Source organism: Paenibacillus sp. B01 (assembly GCF_009649995.1).
Taxonomy (GTDB): Bacteria; Bacillota; Bacilli; order Paenibacillales; family Paenibacillaceae; genus Paenibacillus_O; species Paenibacillus_O pasadenensis.
The window spans coordinates 39,110-63,417 of record NZ_CP045802.1; the positions used below are offsets into that span (position 1 = coordinate 39,110).

Annotated in this window: 21 protein-coding genes; 19 read left to right on the forward strand and 2 right to left on the reverse strand. The window is 66.2% G+C overall.

All coding sequences use genetic code 11. The features are described 5' to 3' along the window. Window positions 1-85 precede the first annotated feature (85 nt). The 7 genes from mfd (at window position 86) to urtE (ending at window position 10,238) form a co-directional block, all read left to right on the forward strand. Entirely contained in the window at window positions 86-3,622 is a 3,537-nt protein-coding gene (gene mfd / locus GE073_RS00210) for a transcription-repair coupling factor (RefSeq protein WP_028598256.1), read from the forward strand. A 142-nt stretch (window positions 3,623-3,764) separates the two neighbouring features. After that, window positions 3,765-4,841: a peptidylprolyl isomerase gene (locus tag GE073_RS00215; RefSeq protein WP_028598255.1), complete on the forward strand. Its 1,077-nt coding sequence runs from the start codon at window positions 3,765-3,767 to the stop codon at window positions 4,839-4,841. A gap of 532 nt (window positions 4,842-5,373) precedes the next feature. Continuing rightward, complete coding sequence (gene urtA / locus GE073_RS00220; protein WP_153784621.1) at window positions 5,374-6,642, forward strand: urea ABC transporter substrate-binding protein; 1,269 nt, start codon at window positions 5,374-5,376, stop codon at window positions 6,640-6,642. A gap of 142 nt (window positions 6,643-6,784) precedes the next feature. Further along, complete coding sequence (gene urtB / locus GE073_RS00225; protein ID WP_028598253.1) at window positions 6,785-7,690, forward strand: urea ABC transporter permease subunit UrtB; 906 nt, start codon at window positions 6,785-6,787, stop codon at window positions 7,688-7,690. 25 nt (window positions 7,691-7,715) lie between these two features. Next, entirely contained in the window at window positions 7,716-8,810 is a 1,095-nt protein-coding gene (urtC, locus tag GE073_RS00230; protein WP_153784622.1) for an urea ABC transporter permease subunit UrtC, read from the forward strand. Next, complete coding sequence (urtD, locus tag GE073_RS00235; protein ID WP_153782514.1) at window positions 8,782-9,543, forward strand: urea ABC transporter ATP-binding protein UrtD; 762 nt, start codon at window positions 8,782-8,784, stop codon at window positions 9,541-9,543. The genes urtC and urtD overlap by 29 nt, the downstream gene beginning before the upstream one ends. Beyond that, window positions 9,537-10,238: an urea ABC transporter ATP-binding subunit UrtE gene (urtE, locus tag GE073_RS00240; protein WP_028598251.1), complete on the forward strand. Its 702-nt coding sequence runs from the start codon at window positions 9,537-9,539 to the stop codon at window positions 10,236-10,238. The genes urtD and urtE overlap by 7 nt, the downstream gene beginning before the upstream one ends. Window positions 10,239-10,316: 78 nt before the next feature. Here urtE and GE073_RS25205 read toward each other — a convergent pair whose 3' ends face one another. Further along, a complete protein-coding gene (locus GE073_RS25205) occupies window positions 10,317-10,649 on the reverse strand; it encodes a hypothetical protein (RefSeq protein WP_153782515.1) in 333 nt (110 codons plus the stop codon). Window positions 10,650-11,175: 526 nt separating this feature from the next. Between GE073_RS25205 and spoVT the strand changes: the two genes are divergently transcribed. Then, complete coding sequence (gene spoVT / locus GE073_RS00250; protein ID WP_028598250.1) at window positions 11,176-11,718, forward strand: stage V sporulation protein T; 543 nt, start codon at window positions 11,176-11,178, stop codon at window positions 11,716-11,718. 105 nt (window positions 11,719-11,823) lie between these two features. Here the strand turns inward: spoVT and GE073_RS00255 are convergent, their stop codons facing one another. After that, a complete protein-coding gene (locus GE073_RS00255; protein ID WP_153782516.1) occupies window positions 11,824-13,248 on the reverse strand; it encodes a DUF4397 domain-containing protein in 1,425 nt (474 codons plus the stop codon). Between the two features lie 132 nt (window positions 13,249-13,380). On the opposite strand from GE073_RS00255, the gene GE073_RS00260 reads away from it, so the two are divergent. The 11 genes from GE073_RS00260 (at window position 13,381) to GE073_RS00310 (ending at window position 24,253) form a co-directional block, all read left to right on the forward strand. After that, a complete protein-coding gene (locus GE073_RS00260; RefSeq protein WP_228551212.1) occupies window positions 13,381-15,183 on the forward strand; it encodes an oligosaccharide flippase family protein in 1,803 nt (600 codons plus the stop codon). A 1,007-nt stretch (window positions 15,184-16,190) separates the two neighbouring features. After that, window positions 16,191-17,861, forward strand: coding sequence for a bifunctional methyltransferase/pyrophosphohydrolase YabN (mazG, locus tag GE073_RS00265; RefSeq protein ID WP_153782518.1), 1,671 nt, complete (start codon window positions 16,191-16,193; stop codon window positions 17,859-17,861). Window positions 17,862-18,128: 267 nt separating this feature from the next. Next, window positions 18,129-18,401: an HU family DNA-binding protein gene (locus tag GE073_RS00270; protein ID WP_028598247.1), complete on the forward strand. Its 273-nt coding sequence runs from the start codon at window positions 18,129-18,131 to the stop codon at window positions 18,399-18,401. Continuing rightward, complete coding sequence (locus tag GE073_RS00275; RefSeq protein ID WP_028598246.1) at window positions 18,402-18,683, forward strand: RNA-binding S4 domain-containing protein; 282 nt, start codon at window positions 18,402-18,404, stop codon at window positions 18,681-18,683. It abuts the gene before it with no gap. A 237-nt stretch (window positions 18,684-18,920) separates the two neighbouring features. Further along, complete coding sequence (yabP, locus tag GE073_RS00280) at window positions 18,921-19,205, forward strand: sporulation protein YabP (protein WP_028598245.1); 285 nt, start codon at window positions 18,921-18,923, stop codon at window positions 19,203-19,205. Then, a complete protein-coding gene (gene yabQ / locus GE073_RS00285; protein WP_228551213.1) occupies window positions 19,202-19,810 on the forward strand; it encodes a spore cortex biosynthesis protein YabQ in 609 nt (202 codons plus the stop codon). Before yabP ends, yabQ begins: the two co-directional genes overlap by 4 nt. Before the next feature lie 58 nt (window positions 19,811-19,868). Then, entirely contained in the window at window positions 19,869-20,162 is a 294-nt protein-coding gene (locus GE073_RS00290) for an FtsB family cell division protein (protein WP_043111124.1), read from the forward strand. 158 nt (window positions 20,163-20,320) lie between these two features. Further along, window positions 20,321-20,878, forward strand: a complete 558-nt coding sequence (locus GE073_RS00295; RefSeq protein ID WP_101808269.1) for a S1 domain-containing RNA-binding protein — start codon at window positions 20,321-20,323, stop codon at window positions 20,876-20,878. A gap of 194 nt (window positions 20,879-21,072) precedes the next feature. Beyond that, window positions 21,073-21,642, forward strand: a complete 570-nt coding sequence (locus GE073_RS00300; RefSeq protein WP_101808270.1) for a type IV pilus modification PilV family protein — start codon at window positions 21,073-21,075, stop codon at window positions 21,640-21,642. After that, window positions 21,626-22,171: a prepilin-type N-terminal cleavage/methylation domain-containing protein gene (locus GE073_RS00305; RefSeq protein WP_101808271.1), complete on the forward strand. Its 546-nt coding sequence runs from the start codon at window positions 21,626-21,628 to the stop codon at window positions 22,169-22,171. Before GE073_RS00300 ends, GE073_RS00305 begins: the two co-directional genes overlap by 17 nt. Window positions 22,172-22,183: 12 nt before the next feature. Next, window positions 22,184-24,253, forward strand: a complete 2,070-nt coding sequence (locus tag GE073_RS00310; protein ID WP_153782519.1) for a hypothetical protein — start codon at window positions 22,184-22,186, stop codon at window positions 24,251-24,253. Window positions 24,254-24,308 lie beyond the last annotated feature (55 nt).

A 24,308-nucleotide genomic window follows, 5' to 3' on the forward strand; every position in this document is an offset into this window, starting at 1 on the left:
GTCTCCGGCTCCGGACGCTCTCCGGCAGGAGCGGCGTCCGGGGGATCGGCGGGAAGCGGGCTCAAGCGAAAGAGAGGTGCTCCATTTGAAAGCGTTAATCGAGGCATTCGCCGCCGACCGCGACTACCAGTCCGTCTTCGCCGGCTTCCGCAAGGGCATGAAGGAGCAGATGGTCTCGGGCCTGGCCGGCTCGTCCCGCCAGGTGCTCATGGCGGCGCTCCAGCGGGATCTGGATCAGCCGATGCTGGTCGTCACCCACAATATGTTCTCCGCGCAGAAGATCGTGGAGGATCTGCAGGAGCTGAGCGGCGGCGAGGACGTGCTGCTCTATCCGGCGAACGAGCTGGTCGCGGCCGAGTCGGCCGTCTCCAGCCCGGAGATGCTCGCCCAGCGCATGGAGGCGCTGATCCGCCTGTCCCGCGGCTTCCGCGGGATCGTTGTCGCGCCTTTTTCCGGGGTGCGCCGCTTCCTGCCGCTGCGGGACGTGATGGCGGAGGCCAAGATCGACCTGCAGGTCGGGGCCGAGCTGCCGATGGAGGCGTTTCTGCAGCGGATGAACGCGCTCGGCTACGTGCGCGCCGACCGCGTCGAAAACAGGGGCGAGCTGAGCGTGCGCGGCGGCATCGTCGACTTCTACCCGCTGACGGCCGAATCGGCCGTGCGCGTCGAGTGGTTCGACGACGAGATCGATTCGATCCGCACGTTCGATCCCGAGGGGCAGCGCTCCAACGCCAAGCTGGAAGCGTATACGGTGACGCCGTGCCAGGAGCTGATCGCGGACGGGCGGCGCTTCGCCGCGGCCGCGCAGCATGCCTCCGAGCTGCTGGAGCAGCAGCTCGAGCGGATGACCGACCGCACCGCCAAGGACCGGCTGCGCTCCGAGCTCGGCGCGGAGCTGGAGCGGCTGCGGCAGCAGATCTATTTCCCCGAACTTTATAAATACATCGCCCTGCTCTACCCGGAGCGCCAGACGCTCTACGACTACATGCCGAAGGACACGCTGCTCGTCCTCGACGAGCCGACGCGCCTCATCGAGACGGCCCGCCAGCTCGAGCGCGACGAGGCGGAGTGGCAGGCGCATCTGCTCGGCACGGGCAAGTCGCTGCCGAGCTTCAAGCTCGCGCGCGAGAGCGACGACGTGCTGCATCACCGTCCGTTCCCGACGCTGCTGCTGTCGCTGTTCCTGCGCCAGGTGCCGCATTCGCAGCCGCAGAACATCCTGAACTTCATGTGCCGCGGCATGCAGAACTTCCACGGCCAGATGAACGTGCTGGGGGCGGAGATGGAGCGCTGGAAGAAGGCGGGAGCCCAGGTGCTCATGCTGGCCGGCAGCGGCGAGCGGATGGACCGGCTGCGCCGCGTACTCGGCGACTATGACATCGAGCCGCCGCAGCTGCTCGAGGGCAGCCTCGGCAGCGGCTTCGAGCTGCCCGGCTCGCATCTGGTCGTCATCACCGAGGGCGAGCTGTTCACGCAGAAGCAGCGCAAGACGCGCCGCGTCGACAAGAACATGGACAACGCCGAGCGCATCAAGAGCTACACCGAGCTCAAGGTCGGCGACTACGTCGTCCACCAGAACCACGGCATCGGCAAGTACATGGGCATCGGCACGCTGGAGATCGGCGGCATCCACAAGGACTACATGCATATCCTGTACGCCGGCGGCGACAAGCTGTCCGTGCCGATCGACCAGATCGACCTCATCCAGAAGTACGTCGGGTCGGAGGAGAAGGAGCCCAAGGTCTACAAGCTCGGCGGCAACGAGTGGACGCGCGTCAAGAACAAGGTGCGCAGCTCCGTCAAGGACATCGCCGACGACCTCGTCAAGCTGTACGCCCAGCGCCAGGAGGCCAAGGGCTTCGGCTTCGGGCCGGACACCGCGTACCAGAACGAGTTCGAGGCGATGTTCCCGTACGACGAGACGCCGGACCAGCTGCGGGCGATCCGCGAGATCAAGAAGGACATGGAGACCCAGCGTCCGATGGACCGGCTGCTCTGCGGCGACGTCGGCTACGGCAAGACGGAGGTCGCCGTGCGGGCGGCGTTCAAGGCGGCGATCGAGGGCAAGCAGGTCGCCATCCTCGTACCGACGACGATCCTCGCCCAGCAGCACTACGAGACGTTCCGGGAGCGCTTCGCCGACTTCCCGTTCAAGGTGCAGGTGCTGAGCCGCTTCCGCTCGCGCAAGGAGCAGACCGAGACGATGAAGGGGCTCAAGAGCGGCGCCGTCGACGTCGTCATCGGCACGCACCGGCTGCTCAGCCAGGACATCGTGTTCAAGGACCTCGGCCTGCTCATCGTCGACGAGGAGCAGCGCTTCGGCGTCTCCCACAAGGAGAAGCTCAAGCGGCTCAAGACGAACGTCGACGTGCTGACGCTGACGGCGACGCCGATCCCGCGCACGCTCCATATGTCGATGCTCGGCGTGCGCGACCTGTCGGTCATCGAGACGCCGCCGGAGAACCGGTTCCCCGTGCAGACGTACGTCGTGGAGTACAACACCGCGCTCGTGCGCGAGGCGATCGAGCGCGAGCTGGCGCGCGGCGGCCAGGTGTACTACCTGTACAACCGCGTGCAGGGCATCTACCAGATGGCCGAGCTGCTCGGCTCGCTCGTGCCGGAGGCCAAGGTAGCGGTCGGCCACGGCCAGATGTCCGAGCAGGAGCTGGAGAAGACGATCCTCGACTTCCTCGACGGCGAATCCGACGTGCTCGTGAGCACGAGCATCATCGAGACGGGCGTGGACATCCCGAACGTCAACACGCTGATCGTGCATGACGCGGACAAGATGGGCCTCTCCCAGCTGTACCAGCTGCGCGGGCGCGTCGGCCGGTCCAACCGGATCGCCTACGCCTACTTCACCTACCAGCGCGACAAAGTGCTGACCGAGGTCGCCGAGAAGCGGCTGCAGTCGATCAAGGAGTTCACCGAGCTCGGCTCCGGCTTCAAGATCGCCATGCGGGACCTGGCCATCCGCGGCGCAGGCAATCTGCTCGGGGCGGAGCAGCACGGCTTCATCGCCTCGGTCGGATTCGACCTGTACTCGCAGATGCTGGCCGACGAGATCGCACGGCGCAAGAAGGAGATGTACGGCGAGGAGGAAGCGGAGGAGAAGCCGGTCAACACCGTCATCGACCTCAGCCTCGACGCCTATCTGCCGTCGGACTACATCTACGACAGCATCCAGAAGATCGAGATCTACAAAAAAGTGGCGGCGCTCTCCTCACTGGAGGAGACGGACGATCTGTTCGACGAGCTGACCGACCGCTTCGGCGACCTGCCGGACGCGGTCGCGACGCTGCTCGACGTCGGCCGGCTCAAGGTGTACGGCGCCCGCTACGGCATCGCGTCGATCAGCGCGAACAAAAACGACGAGTGGACGCTCAAATTCAGCGAGGCCGCGTCCCGCAGCGCCGAAACGCGAACGATCGACGGGCTGTGCCTTGAGTTCGAAAACCGCTTCCGCCGCATCGGCGGAGGCGGCAAGGGCGAGCCGATGGAGCTGACGCTGCGCGGCAAGGGCCTCGGCAGCGCCGAGCGGCTCGAGCTGACGCTGCGCCTGCTGCGCCGCTGGGGCGAAGCGCTGCTCCCGGCCGGAGCGGCGCAGGCGGCGGGCAAGTAGCCGCCGCAGGACAGAGGAGCCGGAGCCGGGCCCGAAGCCGGGCTCCGGCTTTTTCGCGGCGTCTTTAAGGCGACGTTAATGCGCGGCTGGTCCACATCTGGTAAACTGGACCCATGCCTGAACGAACCGAGAGGAGACCATTATGAAGATTTCCATCAAGCGCCCGGCCGCGAGCCGCATGCTTCTGCTTGCGCTGGCGGCGGTGCTGGCGTTCACTTTAGCCGCGTGCGGCAAAAAAGAGGACGGCTCCGCGGGCGGAGACGACAGCAAGACGATCGCCGAGTACAAGGGCGGGACGGTGAGCGAGAAGGACTTCACGACATTCACGAGCGTGCTGCGCGTCGTGAATCCGCAAGTAGCCGCCTACCTCGACATGGCCGCCTACAAAAACATGATCCTCGACCAGTACATCGGCTACCAGCTCGTGTACAAGGACGCTTCCAAGGAAGTGAAGGACAAGGCCGCCGCGGAGGCGGACGAGCAGTACAAGCAGATCGAGGAAGCCTACACGAAAGAAACGCTCGAAACGAACATGAAGGACAACAACATTACCGCGCAGGACATCAAGGACTTCATCAGGCTGTCGATCGGCGTGTCCGACGCGATGGCGGCCAAGGTGACCGATGCCGACGCGCAAAAATACTATGACGAGAACAAGGAAGGGCTGACCAAGGTCACGCTCCGCCACGTCCTCGTCGGCTTCACCGATCCGGAAGGCAAGGAGCGCAGCAAGGAAGACGCTCTCGCCCGCGCCAAGGAAGCCAAAGCGAAGCTGGAGGCGGACGGGGCCGATTGGAACGCTCTCGCCAAGGAATACTCCGAGGATCCGGGCTCGGCCGAGAATGGCGGCCAGTACGCCGACCAGGCGGCCGGCGGCTGGGTGGAGAACTTCAAGAAGGCGGCGATCGCCCAGGAGATCGGCGTCGTCGGCGAGCCGGTCGAGACCGAGTACGGCTACCACGTCATCCAGGTCGAGAAGCGCGAGCTGCCGACGTTCGAGGCGTCCAAGGAAGAGATCAAGCAGACGCTCGCCCAGACGCAGCTGAACGACTACATGCAGAACGAGGTTCCGGGACTCATCACCAAAAAGGAAGAGTTCAAGGATCCGGAGCCGAGCCCGGCCGCCAGCGGCGGAGCGGGAGAAAACGCCGAAGCGCCGTCGAACGATGCCGGCGCGGAAAATGCCGCGCCCGATGCGGCGAGCAATACCGGCAGCTAAGCGGATGGATGGCGGGCGGCGCGCTATGCGTCTGGCCCGCCGGCGATCCGGCAATCGCGCGCAAAACCTGATCCATGCAAGCTAGAAGCGTCTTTTCGCGGCCCCTGGCCCCGAAAAGGCGCTTTTTTCATGGTGCAGCCGGTGGCGCAGGCCGCGCAACAATTGCCGCAGCATCGAGCAGGATTAGGCCGTCGCCATGATTGAAACCCCCAGCTTCATGACGCTCGCGAGCAAAAGGATGATTCGTTTTTGTTTATGCGTTAGATAATCTGACGTGAATGAGACGGTTAAACACGTTTGATAATCAAACCGATGCTTTCAAGGCAGGTTCGATTCGTTTTTCGTCCGGATTTGGAATCGAATTGTCGAAAACAAGGCCTAAAGTCCTCATTTCCATATTTTTATGTAAGATATATTGACATCGAATTTGTCCTCCGCCTATACTACAATCACGAACGATAGAACGAAGCCCATACATAACGTTCGGATTCGCGAAGGGGAGTGGAAAGAGATGAGACAGACGGGAACGAAGATCAAGAAGAGGCATATGGGGAAGGGCTTGCTGGCGGCGGTATCGCTGGCGCTCGTGCTGGGCGGCTGCGGCCAGAATGAACCGGCTGCGGGAAGCGCGTCTCCGGCAGCTTCTCCGGCGGCTGTCGCTTCATCGGGGGAAAGCGGCGATGGGATCAAGGTCGGCATCCTCCACTCGCTCAGCGGCACGATGGCGATCAGCGAGGTATCGGTCAAGGACGCCGAGATGATGGCGATCGACGAGATCAACGCCAAAGGCGGCGTGCTTGGCAAAAAGCTGATTCCGGTCGTCGAGGACGGAGCCTCCGACTGGCCGACCTTTGCGGAGAAGGCGCGCAAGCTGCTGTCCGAGGACAAGGTCGCGACCGTATTCGGCGGCTGGACGTCGGCCAGCCGCAAGGCGATGCTGCCGGTGTTCGAGGAGCTGAACGGGCTGCTCTGGTATCCGGTCCAATACGAAGGACTGGAGTCCTCGCCGAACATTTTCTATACCGGAGCGACGACGAACCAGCAGATCGTGCCGGCCGTCAGCTGGCTGCTGGAGAACCGCGGCAAGAAGATGTACCTGCTCGGCTCCGACTACGTGTTCCCGCGCACGGCCAACAAGATCATCAAGGCGCAGCTCGCGGCGGAAGGCGGAGAGCTGGCCGGCGAGGAGTACACGCCGCTCGGCCATACCGACTATACGACGATCATCAGCAAGATCAAGGCCGCCAAGCCGGACATCGTGTTCAACACGCTGAACGGCGACAGCAACGTCGCGTTCTTCAAGCAGCTCAAGGACGCCGGCATCAGCGCCGCCGACCTGACGACGCTGTCGGTCTCGGTCGCCGAAGAGGAGATCCGCGGCATCGGCGCGGATGTGCTGGAGGGGCATCTGGCCGCCTGGAACTACTACCAGACGACGGATACGCCGGAGAACAAGACGTTCGTCGAAGCCTACAAGGCCAAATACGGCGCGGACCGCGTGACGGCCGACCCGATCGAGGCCGGCTATGATGCAGTATACCTGTGGGCGGCTGCGGTCGAAAAGGCCGGCTCCACCGACGTGGCGGCCGTGAAGGAAGCGGCCAAGGAGCTGGAGTGGGACGCTCCGGAGGGCAAGGTCAAGATCGACGGCGAGACGCAGCATCTGTACAAGACGGTGCGCATCGGCGAGGTGCAGGCGGACGGCCAGTTCAAGGAAGTGTGGAGCTCCGGCGAGCCGGTCAAGCCGGACCCTTACCTCAAGACATACGCCTGGGCTTCGGGCCTGAGCTCCGGCGGCTAAACGCCGCCAGTCGGCAGCGAAGCATCGCCGCCGGCCGAGCCGCATCGATTTCATCCTGCACCCAAGCGTCGGGGCCAGCCGCGCCGCCGTCCCGAGAGGGCGGCGGTCCTGCTGGCCCCGGCGCGAGAGAGGAGAGCCGCGCATGGACGTATTTTGGCTGCAATTGTTCAACGGCATCAGCGTCAGCTCCATCCTGCTGCTGATCGCGCTCGGCCTGGCGGTCACGTTCGGCCAGATGAACGTCATCAACATGGCCCACGGAGAACTGATCATGGTCGGCGCCTACGCGACCTACATGACGCAGAAGCTGTTCCAATCCTATTTGCCCGCTTCCTGGTTCAGCCAGTATTTTCTGCTGTCGATCGCGGCCAGCTTCGCGGCCGCATTCCTGATCGGCCTGCTGCTGGAAAAGACGCTCATCCGCTTCCTGTACGGCCGCCCGCTCGACAGCCTGCTGGCGACCTGGGGCGTCGGCCTCGTGCTGCAGCAGCTCGCCCGCTCCATCTTCGGCGCGCCGAACGTCGGCGTCAAAAGCCCGTCGTGGCTGGAGGGCGGCCTATCCGTCACGCAAGGGCTCGTGCTGCCGTACAAGCGGCTGTTCATCCTCGCGCTCGTAGCCGTCTGCCTGCTGGCGATGTTCCTGTACATCTACCGCACGACGGCGGGACGGCGCATGCGGGCGGTCATGCAGAACCGCGACATGGCGGCCTGCCTCGGCATCTCGACGCGGCGCGTCGACAGCCTGACGTTCGCGATCGGCTCCGGCCTCGCGGGCATCGCCGGCTGCGCGCTGACGCTGATCGGTCCGATCGGGCCGACGATCGGCACCTATTACATCGTCGACGCCTTCATGGTCGTCGTACTCGGCGGCGTCGGCAAGCTGGTCGGCACCGTGTTCGGCGCGCTCGGCATCGGCATGACGAACACGCTGTTCGAATACTGGACGACCGCATCGCTGGGCAAGGTGCTCGTATTCCTGTGCATCGTGGCTTTCCTGCAATGGAAGCCGAAGGGATTCGTCGCCATGCGCACCCGGTCGCTGGACTAAGGAGGCGATAGACATGACGCAGTGGATGATCAAGACGGGCGCCTCCCGGTATGGGCTGGCGATGTGGTATTTCCTGGCCGCCGCGCTGCTGCTGGCCGCGCCGCTGTTCACGAGCGACTTCCGCCTGAACCTGCTGGCCAAGTTCCTGGCGTTCGCGATCGCCGCGGTCGGCCTCGACCTGCTGTGGGGCTATACCGGCATCCTGAGCCTCGGACATGGCGTGTTCTTCGGCCTCGGCGGCTATGCGATGGCGATGCACCTGAAGCTGCAGGCGAGCGGGGGACGGCTGCCGGACTTTATGGACTGGAGCGGCCTCACCAAGCTGCCGTGGTTCTGGACGCCTTTCCAGAGCTTCGGAGGAGCGGTATTGCTCGGTATGGCCATACCGGCGGCGGTGGCGCTGTTCCTCGGCTTCTTCACGTTCCGCAACCGCATCCGGGGGGTCTACTTCACGATTTTGACGCAGGCGCTCGTCATCATCAGCGTCACGCTGATCACCGGGCAGCAGGCGTTTACGGGCGGCACCAACGGCATTACCGGGTATGGCCAGATCCTCGGCCATTCGCTGGCCGCGCCGGAGACGAAGCTGGCGCTCTACTATGTGACGGCCGGCGTCCTGCTGGCGACGTTCGTGGTGGCGCGGATTGTCGTCAAGAGCCGCTTCGGCAAGGTGCTGCGCGCCATCCGGGACGGCGAGAACCGCGTCCGCTTCCTCGGGTACGATCCGGCCCGCTACCAGATGGGGGTGTTCGTCCTGTCGGCGACGCTGTCCGGCATCGCGGGCATGCTGTTCGTGCTGCATGTCGGCATCATCTCGCCGTCGATGATGGGCATCGTGCCGTCGATCGAAATGGTGCTGTGGGTCGCCATCGGCGGCCGCGGCACGCTGATCGGAGCCGCTCTCGGCGCGCTGCTGCTGAACGGAGCCAAGAGCGCGTTCAGCGAATCGTATCCCGACATCTGGCTGTTCTTCATGGGCGCGCTGTTCATCGTCACGACCGTGTTCCTGCCGCGCGGCATCGCCGGGCTGGCGGTAGACGGCTGGCGCAAGGCGAGGCGGATCGTCCGCAGGCGGAAGGAGGTGCCCGAGCATGAGCGAAAAGGCTATTCTGCAGTGTGAGGACGTGACGGTGTCGTTCGACGGCTTCAAGGCGGTGCAGGGCATGAACCTCTCGCTCGAGGCGAGCGGCCTGCGGTTCCTGATCGGACCGAACGGCGCGGGCAAGACGACGCTGCTCGACGCCATCTGCGGCAAGGTGAAGCCGTCCGGCGGCAGCATCCTCTACCGGGACGGGATCGACCTCGCCCGGCGCAAGGAGCATCAGATCGCCGAGCTCGGCATCGGCCGCAAGTTCCAGGCGCCGTCGATCTTTCCGACGCTGACGGTCGAGGAGAACCTGGAGCTGGCGATGAAGCAGAAGCGCGGCATCCTGGCGACGCTGCGGGCGAAGCTCGCCGCGGCCGAGCGGGAGCGGCTCGCCGAGCAGCTTGAGACGGTCGGACTCGCCGGCAGGCAGCGGGCTCGAGCCGGCAGCCTGTCGCATGGCGAGAAGCAATGGCTCGAGATCGGCATGCTGCTGCTGCAGGAGCCGTCGCTGCTGCTGCTCGACGAGCCGGCGGCGGGCATGACCGACCGCGAGACGGAGAAGACCGGCGAGCTGCTGCAGGAGATCGCCAAGGACCGCGCGGTCGTCGTCGTCGAGCATGACATGGAGTTCGTGCGGAATTTCGCCAGCCTGGTGACGGTGATGCACGAGGGGCGGCTGCTCATGGAGGGTACGATGGACCAGGTGCAGGCCGACGACCGGGTCGCCGAGGTGTACTTGGGCAAAAGGAGGGAAGCGGCATGCTGACGGTGGAAAAGCTGGAATCCGGCTACGGCGAGAGCGCCGTGCTGCGCGGCGTGACGCTCCAGGTGCGTCCCGGCCAGGTCGTCTGCCTGCTCGGCCGCAACGGCACGGGCAAGTCGACGTTCGTCAAGAGCGTCATGGGCGTGCTCAAGGCGCGCGGCGGCACGGTCAGCTACGGCGGCCGCGACCTGACGCGCAAGGCGCCCGGCGAGCGGGCGCGCAGCGGCATCGGCTACGTGCCGCAGGGCCGCGAGATTTTCGGGCAGCTGTCCGTGCGCGAGAACATCCTGATCGGGCTGGAGGCCGCGCGCGGCAAGCGCCGCGGCGACGACATCCCGCCGGCGGCGGTCGAGCGCTTCCCCGTGCTGCCGACGATGTACGGCCGTCGCGGCGGCGACCTGAGCGGCGGCCAGCAGCAGCAGCTGGCGTTCGCGCGCGTGCTGGCGGCCGAGCCGGAGCTGCTGCTGCTCGACGAGCCGTGCGAGGGCATCCAGCCGTCGATCGTCGACGACATCCGCGACGTGATCCGCTCGATCAAGTCGGACGGACGGACCGCGATCCTGCTCGTGGAGCAGAGCCTCGAGTTCGTGCGGAGCGTCGCCGATTACGTCTATATCCTCGAAAAAGGCGCGATCGCCTGGCAAGGGGAACTCGAGGCGCTGGACGACGAGACGGTACGCCGGTATTTGACGGTATAGGAACGGGATGATTAGGCAGGAAAGAAGAGGCTGCGGACGTTTCCTTTGTCCCGGCCAGGCAAGCCAGGATCGCGCGCATCAGCGGAAGCCGCGCGGTCTTGGCTTGTTCGCGTCCCGCTTGGGCTGGCGGTCGTAGCGATGCCTCCATAACACGGCATAAAAAAAGGGCTGTCCATCGATGAAGCGGCTCGGGGCCGATGAAGGGGCTCGTTCAACAAAGAAGGAGCGCGGATAATAGGAAGGAACGGCAGGGTCCTTTTCCAGTCCGAGATGCACCCAGGAGCGGTCGTACCGGTCAAACAGAATAAGCTCGCAGGCGAGCCGGCTTGACGGGATCGGCACGTAGCGCACCATGGCGGTCGAAGAGGCAAGCAGCTGCGGCAGCGTGTAGAAGTAAATGATTTTCCGCATGGAGAGCGTCTCGAAATGGGAGCCGCCGAACCGAGCATCTGAGGGAGTCTCCTTGTCTTCGCATGAAAAAAGCTCCGATGGATTGAAATCCATCGGAGCGTCTGTTTCAAGGTCGGCAGCGTCAAAGCTCCACCACACGGATATTGTCAAGCCCCCCGGGAGGGCATCGGAGGCTGCCGGTCTCCGACGACGACGAGAAGCATCGTCTCTGCATAGCTTATACCCAGTATAGCCGATTTGATGCCTGTCCTCAAGTAAAATCCGCGCGCCCATCAGCCGTTGTGGGTGCAATTCCCAGCCTGTGCAGGAAGGGCGGAAACCCGCGCCGTAAAAGGCGGAAATCGCCTTTCCGGCCTCTGCCGGCGCGGGCTGGCGCGGTGCATAAGAAACTGGGAGCGGATGAATACTATGGTCAGATTCGAAGGTGAACGCCTGAACGATCCAATCCCAACTCACGAAATAAATCAGTCGGAGCTAGGCATCCAGTGGACTTACCATTCTTCGAGGAAAGTGGGGCAACATGACAATGAAAGCAACTGGAATTGTGCGTCGAATCGACGATCTCGGCCGCGTCGTCATCCCGAAAGAAATCCGCCGTACGCTTCGCATCCGCGAGGGAGATCCGCTTGAAATCTTCGTCGACCGCGACGGCGAGGTCATCCTCAAGAAGTATTCCCCAATCGGCGAGCTCGGAGACTTCGCAAAGGAATATGCCGAATCGCTGAGCGAGAGCACCGGCCACATTACGCTCATCTCCGACCGAGATACGGTCATCGCCGTCGCCGGCGCCTCCAAGAAGGATTATATGGACAAGCCGGTCGGCCAGCTGCTGGAGCAGGCGATGGACAGCCGCAAGACCGCCACCGAAACCGCCAGCGGCGAGCATGAGATCATCAAGAACGCTCCGGAAACCTACACCTCCTTTGTCGCGGCTCCGATCATCGCCGGCGGCGATCCGATCGGCACGGTCGTGCTGGCGAGCAAGGAAGATTCGACCAAGATGGCGCAGATGGAAATCAAGATGGCCGAGACGGCCGCGGGCTTCCTCGCCAAGCAGATGGAGCAGTAGGCGGAATACCGCCCTTCAGGCAAGCTTCCTTTTCGGTGGAATCCCGAGCGGAAGCTTGTTTGCCGTCGAACGGGAAGCGGCAGAGTCCGCGCGGCCCGCGTCAGCTCAGCCGTCCTCGAAGGCCGTCAGCTGCGGCGGTTCGCCGGCCAGCAGCAGCGTGAGCGCTGTCGCTCCCGGCAGCGGCAGCGGGGGCGCGGCATGAAGCAGACGCAGCGAGCCCGCCTCGGTCAGCTCAAGCTCCGGCTCGGACGGAGCCAGCGTGATGTAGGACGAAGCGCTTCCCGGCGCGACCTTGCGGAACAGCGTGCCGCCGTCGCGGACCATCAGGTCGACGGGGCCGGTGCGGGCGAGATGGAGCAGGCGCAGCTTGACGCAGTCGTCGCGAAGCTCTTTGCCGTCGAAAAAAACGAGCAGCCGCAGTCCGTCTCCCTGCGGATCGGGGCAAGCCGCCGCCGTATAGCTTCGGCCCGCCTCGAGCGACAGCTCGAAGACGTCGCCGTCGTCCGCCTGCTGCGGCGTCGCGGAAGCGGCGGGAGACAGCCGGACGCTCAGCGGACCGGCAGGCACATCCGCGTAGGAGGAGGCGGAGAGATAGCCGGCCTGCGCAAAGGCTTCGCCGGCCTGCAGCGCCAGCGGCGGCTGTCCGGGAGCGGCGTGGATCAGCCGCAGCCGCGCGTAGGAGATCGGCCGGGGCAGCGCCTGCGTCGAAGCGGATTCGGCCGCAAGCGGGCGGATGCCCGGGCCGGCGAATTCCGCGGAGGAGCCGGAATCGTCAGCCGCGTCCGGCGGGTCGGGAGCGGACGCTGCCGGCTGCGGAGCCGGCGAAGCGGGCGCGGCGGCCGGTGGAGGCGCGGTCCAGCCCGCTGCTGACGGGGCGGCGCCGGCGCTGGAGGCCGGCGTTTGCATGCCCGGCCAGCCGGGATGGCCGGCCGCGGCCCCCGATCCGGGCGCCAAGCTCCAGCCATACGGCTCCGGGATGGCCGGCTGCTGCGAGAGAGGCGGTCCATAGCCGCCGGGCAGCGGCGGCGCGAGCCCCGGCAGTCCGCTGCCGGACAGCGGCTGCCAAGGCGAGGTCGGCAAAGGGCCGCCATAGCCCGGCCAGGGCGACGGAGCTCCGGAGGCGTAGGACGGCCAGGCCGACCCGGGCGGAGCGGCCGCCGCGGAGTAGGCTTCCGGCGGCGGGTACGCCGCTGGCGCGGGATAGGGCGGGAAATCGGCCGGCGCGGCATAAGCGCCGGACGGGTACGCCGCCGCTGGCGCCGCATAGGGCGGCAAGCCGCCCGACATGCCGGAGAACGCCGCCTCCGGCGGCCAGCCCGGCGCGGCGGCGCCGAGGCCAGGGAGCGGCGGCTGTCCAAACGGATTGCCGTATAGCCGGACGAGCCCGGCGAGCCGCTGCACGGCTTCCCGGTAGAGACCTTCGTAGAAGCCCGCCGCGGCGGACTCGGAGTCGCGGTGATAGTCGGCCAGCATGCGGTAAAGGCTGGCTTTTTGCCATTCCGTCCAGACGGGATGCCGTTCCATTTCCATTGGCTGCTGCCTCCTTGCATTGCGGAATGATGCCGAAAAACGTCCTTTCCCAGCCTATGCGCCCGAAGCATGGCTCATACGGACGCCCGCCGCTATAATGAGGAGAACGAACGAGTCGAAAGGAACGGGACGATGGACGACAAGGAGCAACAGGCGGGGCGGGGCCGCGGGGCGCTCGGGGGCGCGGCGCTGCTGGCCGGCGCGGCCCTGCTCTCCAAGCTGATCGGGACGCTGCAGAAAATTCCGCTGCAGAACGTCGCCGGAGACCGCGTGTTCGGCATCTACAACGCGGTTTATCCGTTCTACCAGCTCATTCTCGTGCTGGCGACCGCCGGCCTGCCGGTGGCGGTCTCGATCCGCACGGCGGCGCTGCTCGAGCAGGGCGATCGGCTCGGCGCGCGGCGCGCGGCCGCGGCCGGAGTGACGCTGCTCTCGCTGCTTGGGGCGGCCGGCTTCGCCGCGCTGTGGCTGCTTGCCGATCGCCTCGCCGCGCTCGTCGGCGACCCGGCTGCGGAGCTGTCGATCCGCGCGGTGGCGTCGGCGCTCTGGTTTGCCCCGGCGCTGGCCGCGCTGCGGGGCTATACGCAGGGGCTTGGCGACATGCGGCCGACCGCCTGGTCGCAGCTCGTCGAGCAGGTCGTGCGCGTCGCCGCCATGCTGCTGCTGCTGCGCATCGGCTGGTCGGCCGGCTGGGGCGACGACCGGCTCGCCGCCGGCGCGATGTGGGGGTCGTTTTTCGGCGGCGCGGCGGGACTGGCGCTGCTGGCCGTGTTCCTGCGGCGCGGGGCGTCGGCGACAGGCGCTGCAACGGGAGCTTCGCCTCCTCTGGATGCGGATAGCGTTCGTGGAGTGGGCCGGCTGACTGGCTTCGGGCGGCGATCCGACTCGGACGCGGCTCCGGTGCGGACGGCGAGCGAGGAAGGGGGCAGAGAGCCGGCGTTACGGGCCTCTCGGGTCTTTGGGCTCTCGCGGCTCCGTCCGCTGGCCCGCGAGATGGGCGCTCTCGGTGCGCTCGCGCTGCCGGCGGCGCTCGGAGCGATCGTCGCGCCGGTGCTGGGGGCGATCGACGCGTTCACCGTGCCGCGGCTGCTGCGAGGCGGCATGGACGCGGCCGAGGCGATGGCGGCCTTCGGCCTGTACAGCCGGGGCCAGCCGCTCATCCAGCTCGTGGCGATGGTCGCCGGCGCGGCCGCCGGAGCGCTCGTGCCGCAGCTCGTGCGGCATCGTCGCTCGGATCCGGCGCAGGCGGCGGCGCTCGCCCGGCTGTGGCTGCGCGCGTCTGCGCTCGTCGGCGCGGCGTCCGCGCTCGGACTCGCGCTGCTGGCGCGTCCGCTCAACGTAATGTTCTACGCCGACGCGCAGGCCACCGGCACGCTTGCGCTCGTCGGCAGCACGGCGCTCGCCGCCGCCGTCAGCGCGGTCGCCGTGCCGCTGCTGCAGGGCCTCGGCGCGCTGCGCCTGCCGGCCGCGCTGCTGGGGCTCGCCGCGCTCGCCAAGGCCGCGCTCAACGCCGCGCTCGTGCCGCCGCTCGGCATCGCCGGCGCGGCTGCCGCCGGCATCGCCGCCACGGCGCTCGCCGCCGGCCTCGGCGCGCTCGCGGCGGCGCGCACCGCGGCGGCGCTCGCTCCGGCGCCGCCCGCCGCGCGCCTCGCGGCCGCGCGGCTACGCCGCCTCGCCGCCGGCGCGCTCGCGCTCGCGGCGCTTGCCGCGGCTGCGCTTGCCGGCGCGCGCCTCGCCGAGCTCGCCGCCGCCGCGGCCTCGCTGGCGCCGCGCGCCTCCGCCGCCGCGCAGACGCTTGGCGGCGTGCTGCTCGGCGCCGCCGTCTACGGCGCCGCGCTGCTGGGGCTCGGCGCCGTAAGCGCCGCCGAGTTGCGCCTGCTGCCGGGCGGCGAGCGGATGGCCGCCCGCCTGCGCCGCTGGCGGCTGATGCCGTAAGGCGGACCCAATTGGGCATCCGCCGAGCTCAGCGCCTCCGCCCCCGCGAGGGAGCCGAAAGTGCCTTGACCCGCCGAACTCGACGCCTCCGCCCCCGCGAGGGAGCCGAAAGTGCCTTGACCCGCCGAACTTGCCCCATCCGTCCCCGCGAGGGAGCCGAAAGTGCCTTGGCCCGCCGAACTCGACGCCCCCGTCCCCGCGAGGGAGCCGAAAGTGCCTTGGCCCGCCGAACTCGACGCCTCCGCCCCCGCGAGGGAGCCGAAAGTGCCTTGGCCCGCCGAACTCGACGCCTCCGCCCCCGCGAGGGAGCCGAAAGTGCCTTGACCCGCCGAACTTGCCCCATCCGTCCCCGCGAGGGAGCCGAGAGTGCCTTGACCCGCCGAATTTGGCGCCTCCGGCCCCGCGAGGGAGCCGAGAGTGCCTTGACCCGCCGATCTCGGCGCCCCCGGCCCCGCGGGGGAGCCGAAAGTGCCTTGACCCGCCGATCTCGGCGCCCCCGGCCCCGCGAGGGAGTCGAGAGTGCCTTGACCCGCCGATCTCGACGCCCCCGGCCCCGCGAGGGAGTCGAGAGTGCCTTGACCCGCCGAACTCGGCGCTTCCGTCACCGCGAGGGAGCCGAAAGTGCCTTGAACTGCCGAGCTTGGCGCCTCCGCCCCCGCGAGGGAGCCGAAAGTGCCTTGGCCCGCCGAACTCGACGCCTCCGCCCCCGTGAGGGAGTCGAGAGTGCCTTGATCCGCCGAGCTTGGCGCCCCCGGCCCCGCGGGGGAGCCGAAAGTGCCTTGACCCGCCGATCTCGGCGCCCCCGGCCCCGCGAGGGAGTCCTAAGCCCCTGCGCCGGCTCGTCCCGCCCTATTTCTTACATATATTTCCTTAATGAGAACGATGCCGCTTGATTCCTGGCTTCAAGCCAAGTAAAGTCTTAAAGGAGGCGGCCCCGGAAGGGTTTCCGGGGCTTATGCCGCAGGGCGCGAGCAAGGGCCGCGCCTGCCACAGGGAGGAACCGCGCCATGACATCCGATTCGAGCCTCAACCGCTCCGGCGGAGCCGTGCCGTCGATCGCGGTAGCCGGCCTCGGCACCGGCGATCCGGACCAGCTGACGCTGGGCATCTGGCGGCGGCTGCAAGCCGCGGACGCGATCTATGTCCGCACCGCGAAGCATCCGATGATGGACATGCTGCGCGAGACCGGCGTGCCGATCCATTCCTTTGACCGGCTGTACGAGCAGTCGGAGTCGTTCCCCGAGGTGTACGACGCGATCGCGGACGAGCTGATCCGACTCGCCAAGGGCTCGGCGCCGCCTGACGCCGCTGCCGTACCGCCGAACGCCGCCGCTGTGCCGCCTAACGCCGCCGCTGCGCCACCGGCTGCCGCCGCTGCCGTGCCGCCGAACGCCGCCGCTACGCCTGCGGCTTCCGCCGCTTCGGCGCACTCCGCCGCTTCGGGCCGAGCCGTGCTTTACGCCGTGCCCGGCCATCCGATGGTGGCCGAGCGCACCGTGCAGCTGCTGCGGGAGCGCTGCCCCCGCGAAGGCGTCGAGCTGACCGTGCTCGGAGGCGAGAGCTTCCTCGAGATCGCCTTCACGCGGCTCGGCTTCGACCCGATCGAGGGCTTCCAGCTGCTCGACGCGGCCGGACTGCAGCCGCATCTGCTGCAGCCTCAGCTGCATACGCTGATCGGCCAGGTGTACGACGGCTTCACCGCCTCGGACGTCAAGCTGACGCTCATGGAGCGCTATCCCGAGGAGCATCCGGTGACGATCGGGCACGCGCTCGGCGTCGCCGGGGAGGAGCGCATCGTCACGGTGCCGCTCTACGAGCTTGACCGGGGACAGGACTACGGCAACCTCAGCCTCGTCTACGTGCCCGCCAGCAACGACGAGCGGCTGCGCAGCCGCAGCTTCGACCGGCTGCACGAGATCGTCTCCATCCTGCGCAGTCCGGACGGCTGCCCGTGGGACCGCGAGCAGACGCATCAGTCGATCCGCAAAAACTTCATCGAGGAGCTGTACGAGGCGCTCGAGGCGATCGACGCGGACGATCCGGACGGCATGCGCGAGGAGTTCGGCGACGTCATCCTGCAGGTGATGCTGCACAGCCAGATGGAGGAGGAGACGGGCGCCTTCACCGTCTACGACGTCATCCAGGAGCTGAACGAGAAGCTGATCTTCCGCCATCCGCATGTGTTCGGCGCGGACGGCGCATCCGATGCGGGCGAGGCGCTCGCCAGCTGGGAGCGGATGAAGGCGGAGGAGAAGCGCATCAAGGGCCGCGACGCGGACCGCAGCTCCGTGCTCGACGGCGTGCCCAAGGATCTGCCGGCGCTGCTGGCCGCTTACAAGCTCCAGAAGAAGGCGTCCAAGGTCGGCTTCGACTGGAACGAGCTGGAGCCGATGCTGGCCAAGATCGAGGAGGAGCTGCGCGAGGTGCGCGAGGCGGCCGGGCTTGGCGACGCCGAGGCGAGCGCCGGAGAGGTCGGCGACCTGCTGTTCGCCGTCGTCAACGCCGCGCGTTTCCTGGGCGCCGACCCGGAGGAGGCGCTGGCGCGGACGAACGCCAAGTTCAAGAGGCGCTTTCTCTACGTCGAGGAGCAGCTTCGTATAAACGGCAAATCTTTTGACCAGACTGATCTACTAGAGATGGACCGCTGGTGGGAGGAAGCCAAGAAGAGAGGGTTATAGATTCGCCCGCTTGGAATTCGGCCTCCTTTGCGCCATCGTTCGCCCGTTCTCGACGGAATTCTGCAAAAAAAATTCCGAATGCAGCAGGATTTTTTCATCGGGGGCACGAATTACGTATCCCTCGAAAAAAAGCGGCGCCGCCGGCTTCCGTCCGGGACGCTTCCCGCGCGCTGCGGCCGAGCCTTCTTGTTTCGACCCTGATGCTGCCGAGAGGCAGCGCACATGCACTTCAACCGAATCCATTACTTATTCCGGGAGGAAACAATCATGAACAAGAACGACCTGATCAACAGCATCGCAACGAAAAGCGGCCTGACCAAGCGCGACGTCGAGTCCGTCCTGAACGGCTTCCTCGGCGAAGTCACCGAAGCGCTCGCTTCCGGCGACAAGGTTCAACTGATCGGCTTCGGCACGTTCGAGACCCGCACCCGCTCCGGCCGTACGGGCCGCAACCCGCAAACGGGCCAAGAAATCACGATTCCGGAATCGAAGGTTCCTGCATTCAAAGCCGGCAACAAGCTGAAAGAAGCCATCAAGTAATTGAGGCTCGATAAATTCCTTAAGGTCTCCCGGCTCATCAAGCGGCGCACCGTCGCCAAGGATGTGTCGGAGCAGGGCCGCGTATGGATCAACGGCCGCGAGGCCAAGCCGAGCAGCTCCGTCAAAGCCGGCGACGAGCTGCGCATCCAGTACGGGCAAAAGTACATCACCGTGCGCGTCGAGCGCACGGCGGAGACGACCCGCAAGGATGAAGCGGCTACGCTCTATACGCTGCTCAAGGAAGAAGCGCGCGAGCGCGAGGACGACGGCCTGGGCTTCTAGTCCGGCGCCGCAGCTTCCAGCCATTGCCTTTTGAAGACCCCTTGCGAGGGGTCTTTTTTCATTGTACCTGCCCTCGGGGCCGATCCGTAGAAGGGGCATGACGCCTGATCTTAAAAAAAATTTCGCGGCCTGTTTGGCCCGCCGGAGCCGCGGGTAATGAAGCTTACCCCCCACTCCTATAGGTTCTAAACCTCGTCCCCTCCTAATAAGCATAGGCTTATAAGGAGGGGACGAGGCATGAGTGAACCGATGAAAGGGCAGAAGCGGCAGGAAGTGAAGATGCTGAACCGCAAGCTGCTGGAGATAACGGGCGTGTTGAACGTCGAGAGCTTCGACAACGAGGAGTTCCTGCTGGAGACCGAGCTCGGATTTCTGGCCATCCGCGGCCAGAATTTGCATATGAAGCATCTCAGCCTGGAGCAGGGCCTGGTCGCCATCGAGGGTCTGATCCATACGCTCGCCTATCTGGACGGCACGCAGCAGGCCAAGTCCAAGAGTCTGTTCGGGAAGATCTTCAAGTGACGCTGGAGACCCAAGGCCTCACGATGGCGCTGATGCTGCTGTCGGGCGTGCTCATGGGCACGGCGTTCGACGGCTACCGCGTCGTGTCCCGCGAGCTGCGCTTCCCCCGCTGGATGCTGCCGCCGCTGGACGTCGCCTACTGGATGATCGCGGCGCTGGCTGTATTCCGGGTGCTGTACGCCAGCAACGACGGCGAGGTGCGGGCGTACGTGTATCTCGGACTCGGCATCGGGCTTTGCCTTCATTATCTGCTGTTCAGCGGATTGGTGGTCGGGCTCACCAAATGGATGATCGCGGCGGCGAAGGCGGTCATCGGCTGGCTTGTCCGTCTGACGGACATGCTGGTTATTCGTCCCTTGATAGGAATCTACCGCTTAGTTCGCGTTTTGACAGGTTTTTTGCTCGCCTTTTCTATGTTCCTGTTCCGCATTATGCTACAATTGGTTCGTCCTGCAGGAATTCTGATCCTCTGGATGCTGGGTCCGCTGCTGCGTCCGATCAGCAGGCAGCTGGGGCAGCTCATGGTCCGCTGGGAACTGAAGGAAAAGGCGGCCCGAGTGTCGAATGGATTCAAGCAGGCTTGGAAGCGGCTTTTCCGCAGGTGATTGGATTCGCTCCGGTCCTACAAGCCGAACCCTTGGAAGAGACGGGAGGATTCACGTGATGGAAAGTCCGAAAACGACGGGTGCGCGCAGAAGGTTCAAGCTGTGGCTGGTGGCGATGACGGTTATTCTAGCGTGGGCAGGGTATGCCCTGTTCTCTCAAACGCAGCGCCAGGCGGAGACCGCGGAACGGCTGTCGCTCGCCAAGGACCGATTGGAGCAACTGCATCAGCAAACCGATGAGCTGCAGGCCAAGATCAAGCAGCTCAACGATCCGGAATATATTTCCCAGCTCGCGAGCAAGCAGCAGGGATGGGTCAAGCCTGGCGAGGAGCTGCTTACAGCCCCGGAATGACGGGCTCTCGGCGGGGACAGACCGGGACATCCGTCTGTTGACCTTGCTTTTGGCCTTACGGTATAATTGAGACCAAGCGTGCCCTCTAATGCAGGGAAGTGCATGGTAGCGGCAGTTAACATGCTTCGCACAACTTTTAGGGAGGAACATTTTATTTTATGGCAATAGAAGTGGGCGCCAAACTACAGGGAAAAGTGACAGGCATTACACATTTTGGGGCATTCGTCGATCTGTCGGGGGGTGTCACCGGCCTCGTGCACATTTCCGAGATTGCCGACAATTATGTGAAGGACGTCAAGGATCATCTGAAGCTGGAGGATGTCGTGACCGTCAAGGTCATCAACATCGATCCGAGCGGCAAGATCGGTCTGTCCATCAAGCAGGCGATCGACCGTCCAGAAGGGAGCGCGCCTCCTGCGCGCGAGCGCTTCAACCGTGAAGGCGGCGGCGGTGGCAGCTTCGGCGGCGGACGCGGCCCTGGCGGTCCCGGCGGCGGCGCTCCTCGCGGCCCCGGCGGCTTCGGCGGCGGACGCCCTGGCGGCGGCGGTGGCGGCGGCCGGCCGTTCAACAAGGGCGGCGGCGGTCGTCCAGCGTTCGGCAAGCCCTCTTTCGAGGATAAGATGTCCCGTTTCCTAAAAGACAGCGAAGAACGGATTTCGTCCCTGAAGAAGAACACGGAAGGCAAGCGCGGCGGCCGCGGCGCCAAACGCGTATAGGTTTCGACAGGACGACGCAGAGAGCAGCATCCCTAACCGGATGCTGCTCTTTTTGCTGTTCGTCCAGAACGTATCCGCAAGGCGATAAAAAAAGGCCTTAGGACCTCCTTTCCTAAGACCTTCGGCCTAATGAACGAGCCTTTCCCGGTCGATATTCAAGGGATGCGGGTTATCCGGGAATCGGGAGGTACGGCATGCTTCGGCGAGTGAACGAGGAACAGGGCTTCACCCTGCTGGAAATCATGGCCTCGATCGTCATCCTGTCGGTCGTGGCGCTGACGCTCAGCGGCTTTTTCGTCCAAGCCATGAGCTACAGCAAGCAGAATCAGAGCAAGACGATCGCCGTCCATCTGGCGCGCAACGCGCTGGCTTCCATTCAAAAGGAGCCTTTCGTTCCATTGCGCGACTATCTGGCCGTGCCGGACGCAGGCGGCAGCTACGCCGTGCTTGACGGCTCCCGCTGCGAGTCGGACTGCGCCGACTACGCGGAGCTGGTGCGCGACCCGGCCGTGCTGCTCCATGTGCTGCGTCCGGAAGTGAATGGAGTCGCCTATGTCGTGCGCATCTCTTATCAGCCGGAGCTGACGCCGTATTTGGACATCGGTCCCGATGCGGAGGACGAGGGCCGATCCGCGGCGGCCGGCGGCGCGGAGGCTTTGTCCGCCTATCTGCTGCCGGTCCAGGTGGAGGTCGCCGCCGAGACGGGCGGCCGCAGCGATTCGGTGCGAGTGGAGGGATATCTGACCGATGAAACGATTCGTTGAACGGCTGCGCCGCAGCGAGGACGGCTACACGCTCATCGAGCTCATCGCCGCGCTCAGCCTGCTGTCGCTCGTGCTTGGCGTCATCTACGCCACGATTTCCTTCGGCACGGACGCCTACGGACGCGTGCAGGCGCAGAACGGGCTGCGCGAGGATGCGGATTCGGCGATGAGCGCCGTCATGGCGCGGCTGTACGCGTTCGGCGCCGAGCGGATCGGACAGGCGGAGGCAGCCGCGGGCAGCGGCATCGTCATGCAGGCGGCCGCGGACGGAAGCGGCCAGGCGCGATCCGAGCAGGTGGCGATCCGCCGCGATGCCGAGGGCAAGGGCCGCTTGTATATCGGGGACATGCCCGTGGAGCTTGGCTCGGAGCTGGCGACGGAGGGCGAGGGCCGCTCGGCGATCGAGCTGCGCTGTCCGGACGGCGGCGGGGAGTGCTCGAGCGGTCTGCTGGAAATTCGGCTCCGCCTGCTGCGGGAAGCGGGCGGGCGGGTGTACTCGCTCGATCTGGCAAGCAAATTCGGCTTTTAGGAGGCTTCGGCCATGAAGGAGGACAAAGGCTCCTCGCTGCTGCTCGTCGTATTCCTCATCCTGCTGCTGTCGCTGCTCGGCGTCGCCGTGCTCGGAGCGAGCCTCGGGGGCGCGATGCGGACCGAGCGCAGCGAGGAGAACGTGCAGAGCGTGCATCTCGCCCAAAAGGGGCTCGACGAGGCGATCGCCGCCATCTATGACCGGTTCAACGGCCGCTTCATCGACCCGGAATCGCTCGGCTCGCAGCTGGCCGGCTTCACGGATGCGTTCAACGAGCAGCTGGCTCAGGGAGGAAGCGGCGGCAGCCGGCTCGATGCGGCGCGTCCGTTCTATCAGGTCGTCAGCGTCCGCTGCGCGGACGACGGCGAATGCCTCTCGCGGGGCAGCGCCGGCAGCGCGGCTTACCAATACTCGCTCGTCGTGACCGCGGAGGCCGAGGTGGACGGGGCGAAGCGCCGGCTTCAGCAGGAGGTCATGCTCGACACGTACCCGGATTTCCTCAAGTACGCCTTCGGCTCCGAAGGCGTCGTGACGATCGGGGGCGCTCCTTATTTTCGCGGCAATCTGTACGCCGGAGATGCGCTGCAGCTGAGCGACACGGCCGACTACGTCTATGCCGGGAAGCGGCGGACGCAGGTTTCCCAGTTCCTCTTTCTCGACCCGATGCTCGGGGCGGACGGCCGGCCGCTGGACGACAGCGGCTGGATCATCGCCGGCGACGGCGGCAGGCTGCATTATGGCTACGGCGTCTCGTATCCCGATGGCGTAGACCGCTACATGGCGGTGTACGACCGGAGCCTGGCCGGAGCGGACGGCGTGGACCGGGACAAGACGCATGGCCTCGGCCAGCGCATCCGCGTCGAGCCTCCGCAAAAGTTCGTCTCGATCGATGTCCGTTCGAGCTTCCTGGACAAGGTGCGGGATTCGCTCGGCGAGGGGGCGGGCAAGCAGGATCGGACCGTCATCGAAAACGTCTACGCGTCGGGCGGTGCTGCAGCGCTGGTCGACCTGCTGGAATCCAGCTACGCCTCCCGCTACGAGCGGCTGGGCGCGCAGCCGGCTCTGACGGCGGAGGAGCCGGCGGTGCCGGACATCCTGCTCGGACCGGAGCCTTCCGATCCGGGCGGGAGCCCGGCGGACCCGGCGGCGCCTGGCGCGGGTCCGGATCCCGAGGCTTACGAGCAGGCTCGGCTCGAGTATGAGCAGGCCGTCACCGAGTATGAGCTCGCCGTGGCCGAGCACGAACGGCAGCTGGCCGAATTCCGCGCGGGGCTGACCTCGATCGGCGCTCCCGGCTTGGCCGGATCGGCTGTCGTGACGGGACCGCTCGTGCTCGACGCCAGCGTTCCGGCGATCGACTTTGCCTCCAAGGGCAAGCATAACTGGCTGATCGTGGACGGCGATCTGGAGCTGCGCGGTCCGGCCATCGGCGCCGATGAAGCCGCCGATCCAGGAGCGGAGCCCGGCGGGAGCGGCTCCGGCGGCGGAGCGGATGGCGCTTCGGGCAGCGGCGCAAGCCCGCTGCGGCTGCGCGGCAACGTGCTCGTCACCGGCAGCATGACGCTGTCCGGTCAAGTCGATGTCGACGCCACCGTCTACGTGCTCGGCCGGACGGACATCCGCGACGGGGCGATCCGCGGGCTGCAGCCGGGCGGCGCGGCCCCGCGCAAGGAGCTCGTGCTGATCGGCGGAGGGCCGATCGACTTGTACCGGGTGAGCTCGTTCCAGCCCGTCGGAGCCGGATTCGGCAGCGGAGCCGAGGCGGACGGACAGGTGCTGGACGCGTTCCTTTACACGGAGAGCTCGGCCAGCCTGTACGGCGTCGGCAGCGCCTTCTGGATGCGCGGCGGCTTCTTCGCCAAGGGCGATCTGACGCTGAACGCCGTGCTCGGGTCCACGGTCGAGGACGAGGCGCGGCAGCGGCTGAGCTTTCAGGAGCAGAGCAGCCTCGGCAAGGAAAAGGCCCGCTTCATCATCGACTACAACAGCTCGGTGTTCGCCAGCCAGGAAGCGGCGCTGCCGCGGGTGAGCAAGGTCCGCTTGACGACCGGACCGCTGCGGCTCCTGCCGCAGGACGGCTGAACGGATCGGGCGGCCGAGGGCCGGCCCGCTCCTGGCAAATGAAAAAACGGGACCA

Coding starts and splice junctions, on each gene's coding strand:
- GE073_RS00215 (WP_028598255.1), top strand. CDS start 3,765: ATGAAGATTTCCATCAAGCGCCCGGCCGCGAGCCGCATGCTTCTGCTT.
- urtB (WP_028598253.1), top strand. CDS start 6,785: ATGGACGTATTTTGGCTGCAATTGTTCAACGGCATCAGCGTCAGCTCC.
- urtC (WP_153784622.1), top strand. CDS start 7,716: ATGATCAAGACGGGCGCCTCCCGGTATGGGCTGGCGATGTGGTATTTC.
- urtD (WP_153782514.1), top strand. CDS start 8,782: ATGAGCGAAAAGGCTATTCTGCAGTGTGAGGACGTGACGGTGTCGTTC.
- urtE (WP_028598251.1), top strand. CDS start 9,537: ATGCTGACGGTGGAAAAGCTGGAATCCGGCTACGGCGAGAGCGCCGTG.
- GE073_RS25205 (WP_153782515.1), bottom strand. CDS start 10,649: ATGCGGAAAATCATTTACTTCTACACGCTGCCGCAGCTGCTTGCCTCT.
- spoVT (WP_028598250.1), top strand. CDS start 11,176: ATGAAAGCAACTGGAATTGTGCGTCGAATCGACGATCTCGGCCGCGTC.
- GE073_RS00255 (WP_153782516.1), bottom strand. CDS start 13,248: ATGGAAATGGAACGGCATCCCGTCTGGACGGAATGGCAAAAAGCCAGC.
- GE073_RS00260 (WP_228551212.1), top strand. CDS start 13,381: ATGGACGACAAGGAGCAACAGGCGGGGCGGGGCCGCGGGGCGCTCGGG.
- mazG (WP_153782518.1), top strand. CDS start 16,191: ATGACATCCGATTCGAGCCTCAACCGCTCCGGCGGAGCCGTGCCGTCG.
- GE073_RS00270 (WP_028598247.1), top strand. CDS start 18,129: ATGAACAAGAACGACCTGATCAACAGCATCGCAACGAAAAGCGGCCTG.
- yabP (WP_028598245.1), top strand. CDS start 18,921: ATGAGTGAACCGATGAAAGGGCAGAAGCGGCAGGAAGTGAAGATGCTG.
- GE073_RS00290 (WP_043111124.1), top strand. CDS start 19,869: ATGGAAAGTCCGAAAACGACGGGTGCGCGCAGAAGGTTCAAGCTGTGG.
- GE073_RS00295 (WP_101808269.1), top strand. CDS start 20,321: ATGGCAATAGAAGTGGGCGCCAAACTACAGGGAAAAGTGACAGGCATT.
- GE073_RS00300 (WP_101808270.1), top strand. CDS start 21,073: ATGCTTCGGCGAGTGAACGAGGAACAGGGCTTCACCCTGCTGGAAATC.
- GE073_RS00305 (WP_101808271.1), top strand. CDS start 21,626: ATGAAACGATTCGTTGAACGGCTGCGCCGCAGCGAGGACGGCTACACG.
- GE073_RS00310 (WP_153782519.1), top strand. CDS start 22,184: ATGAAGGAGGACAAAGGCTCCTCGCTGCTGCTCGTCGTATTCCTCATC.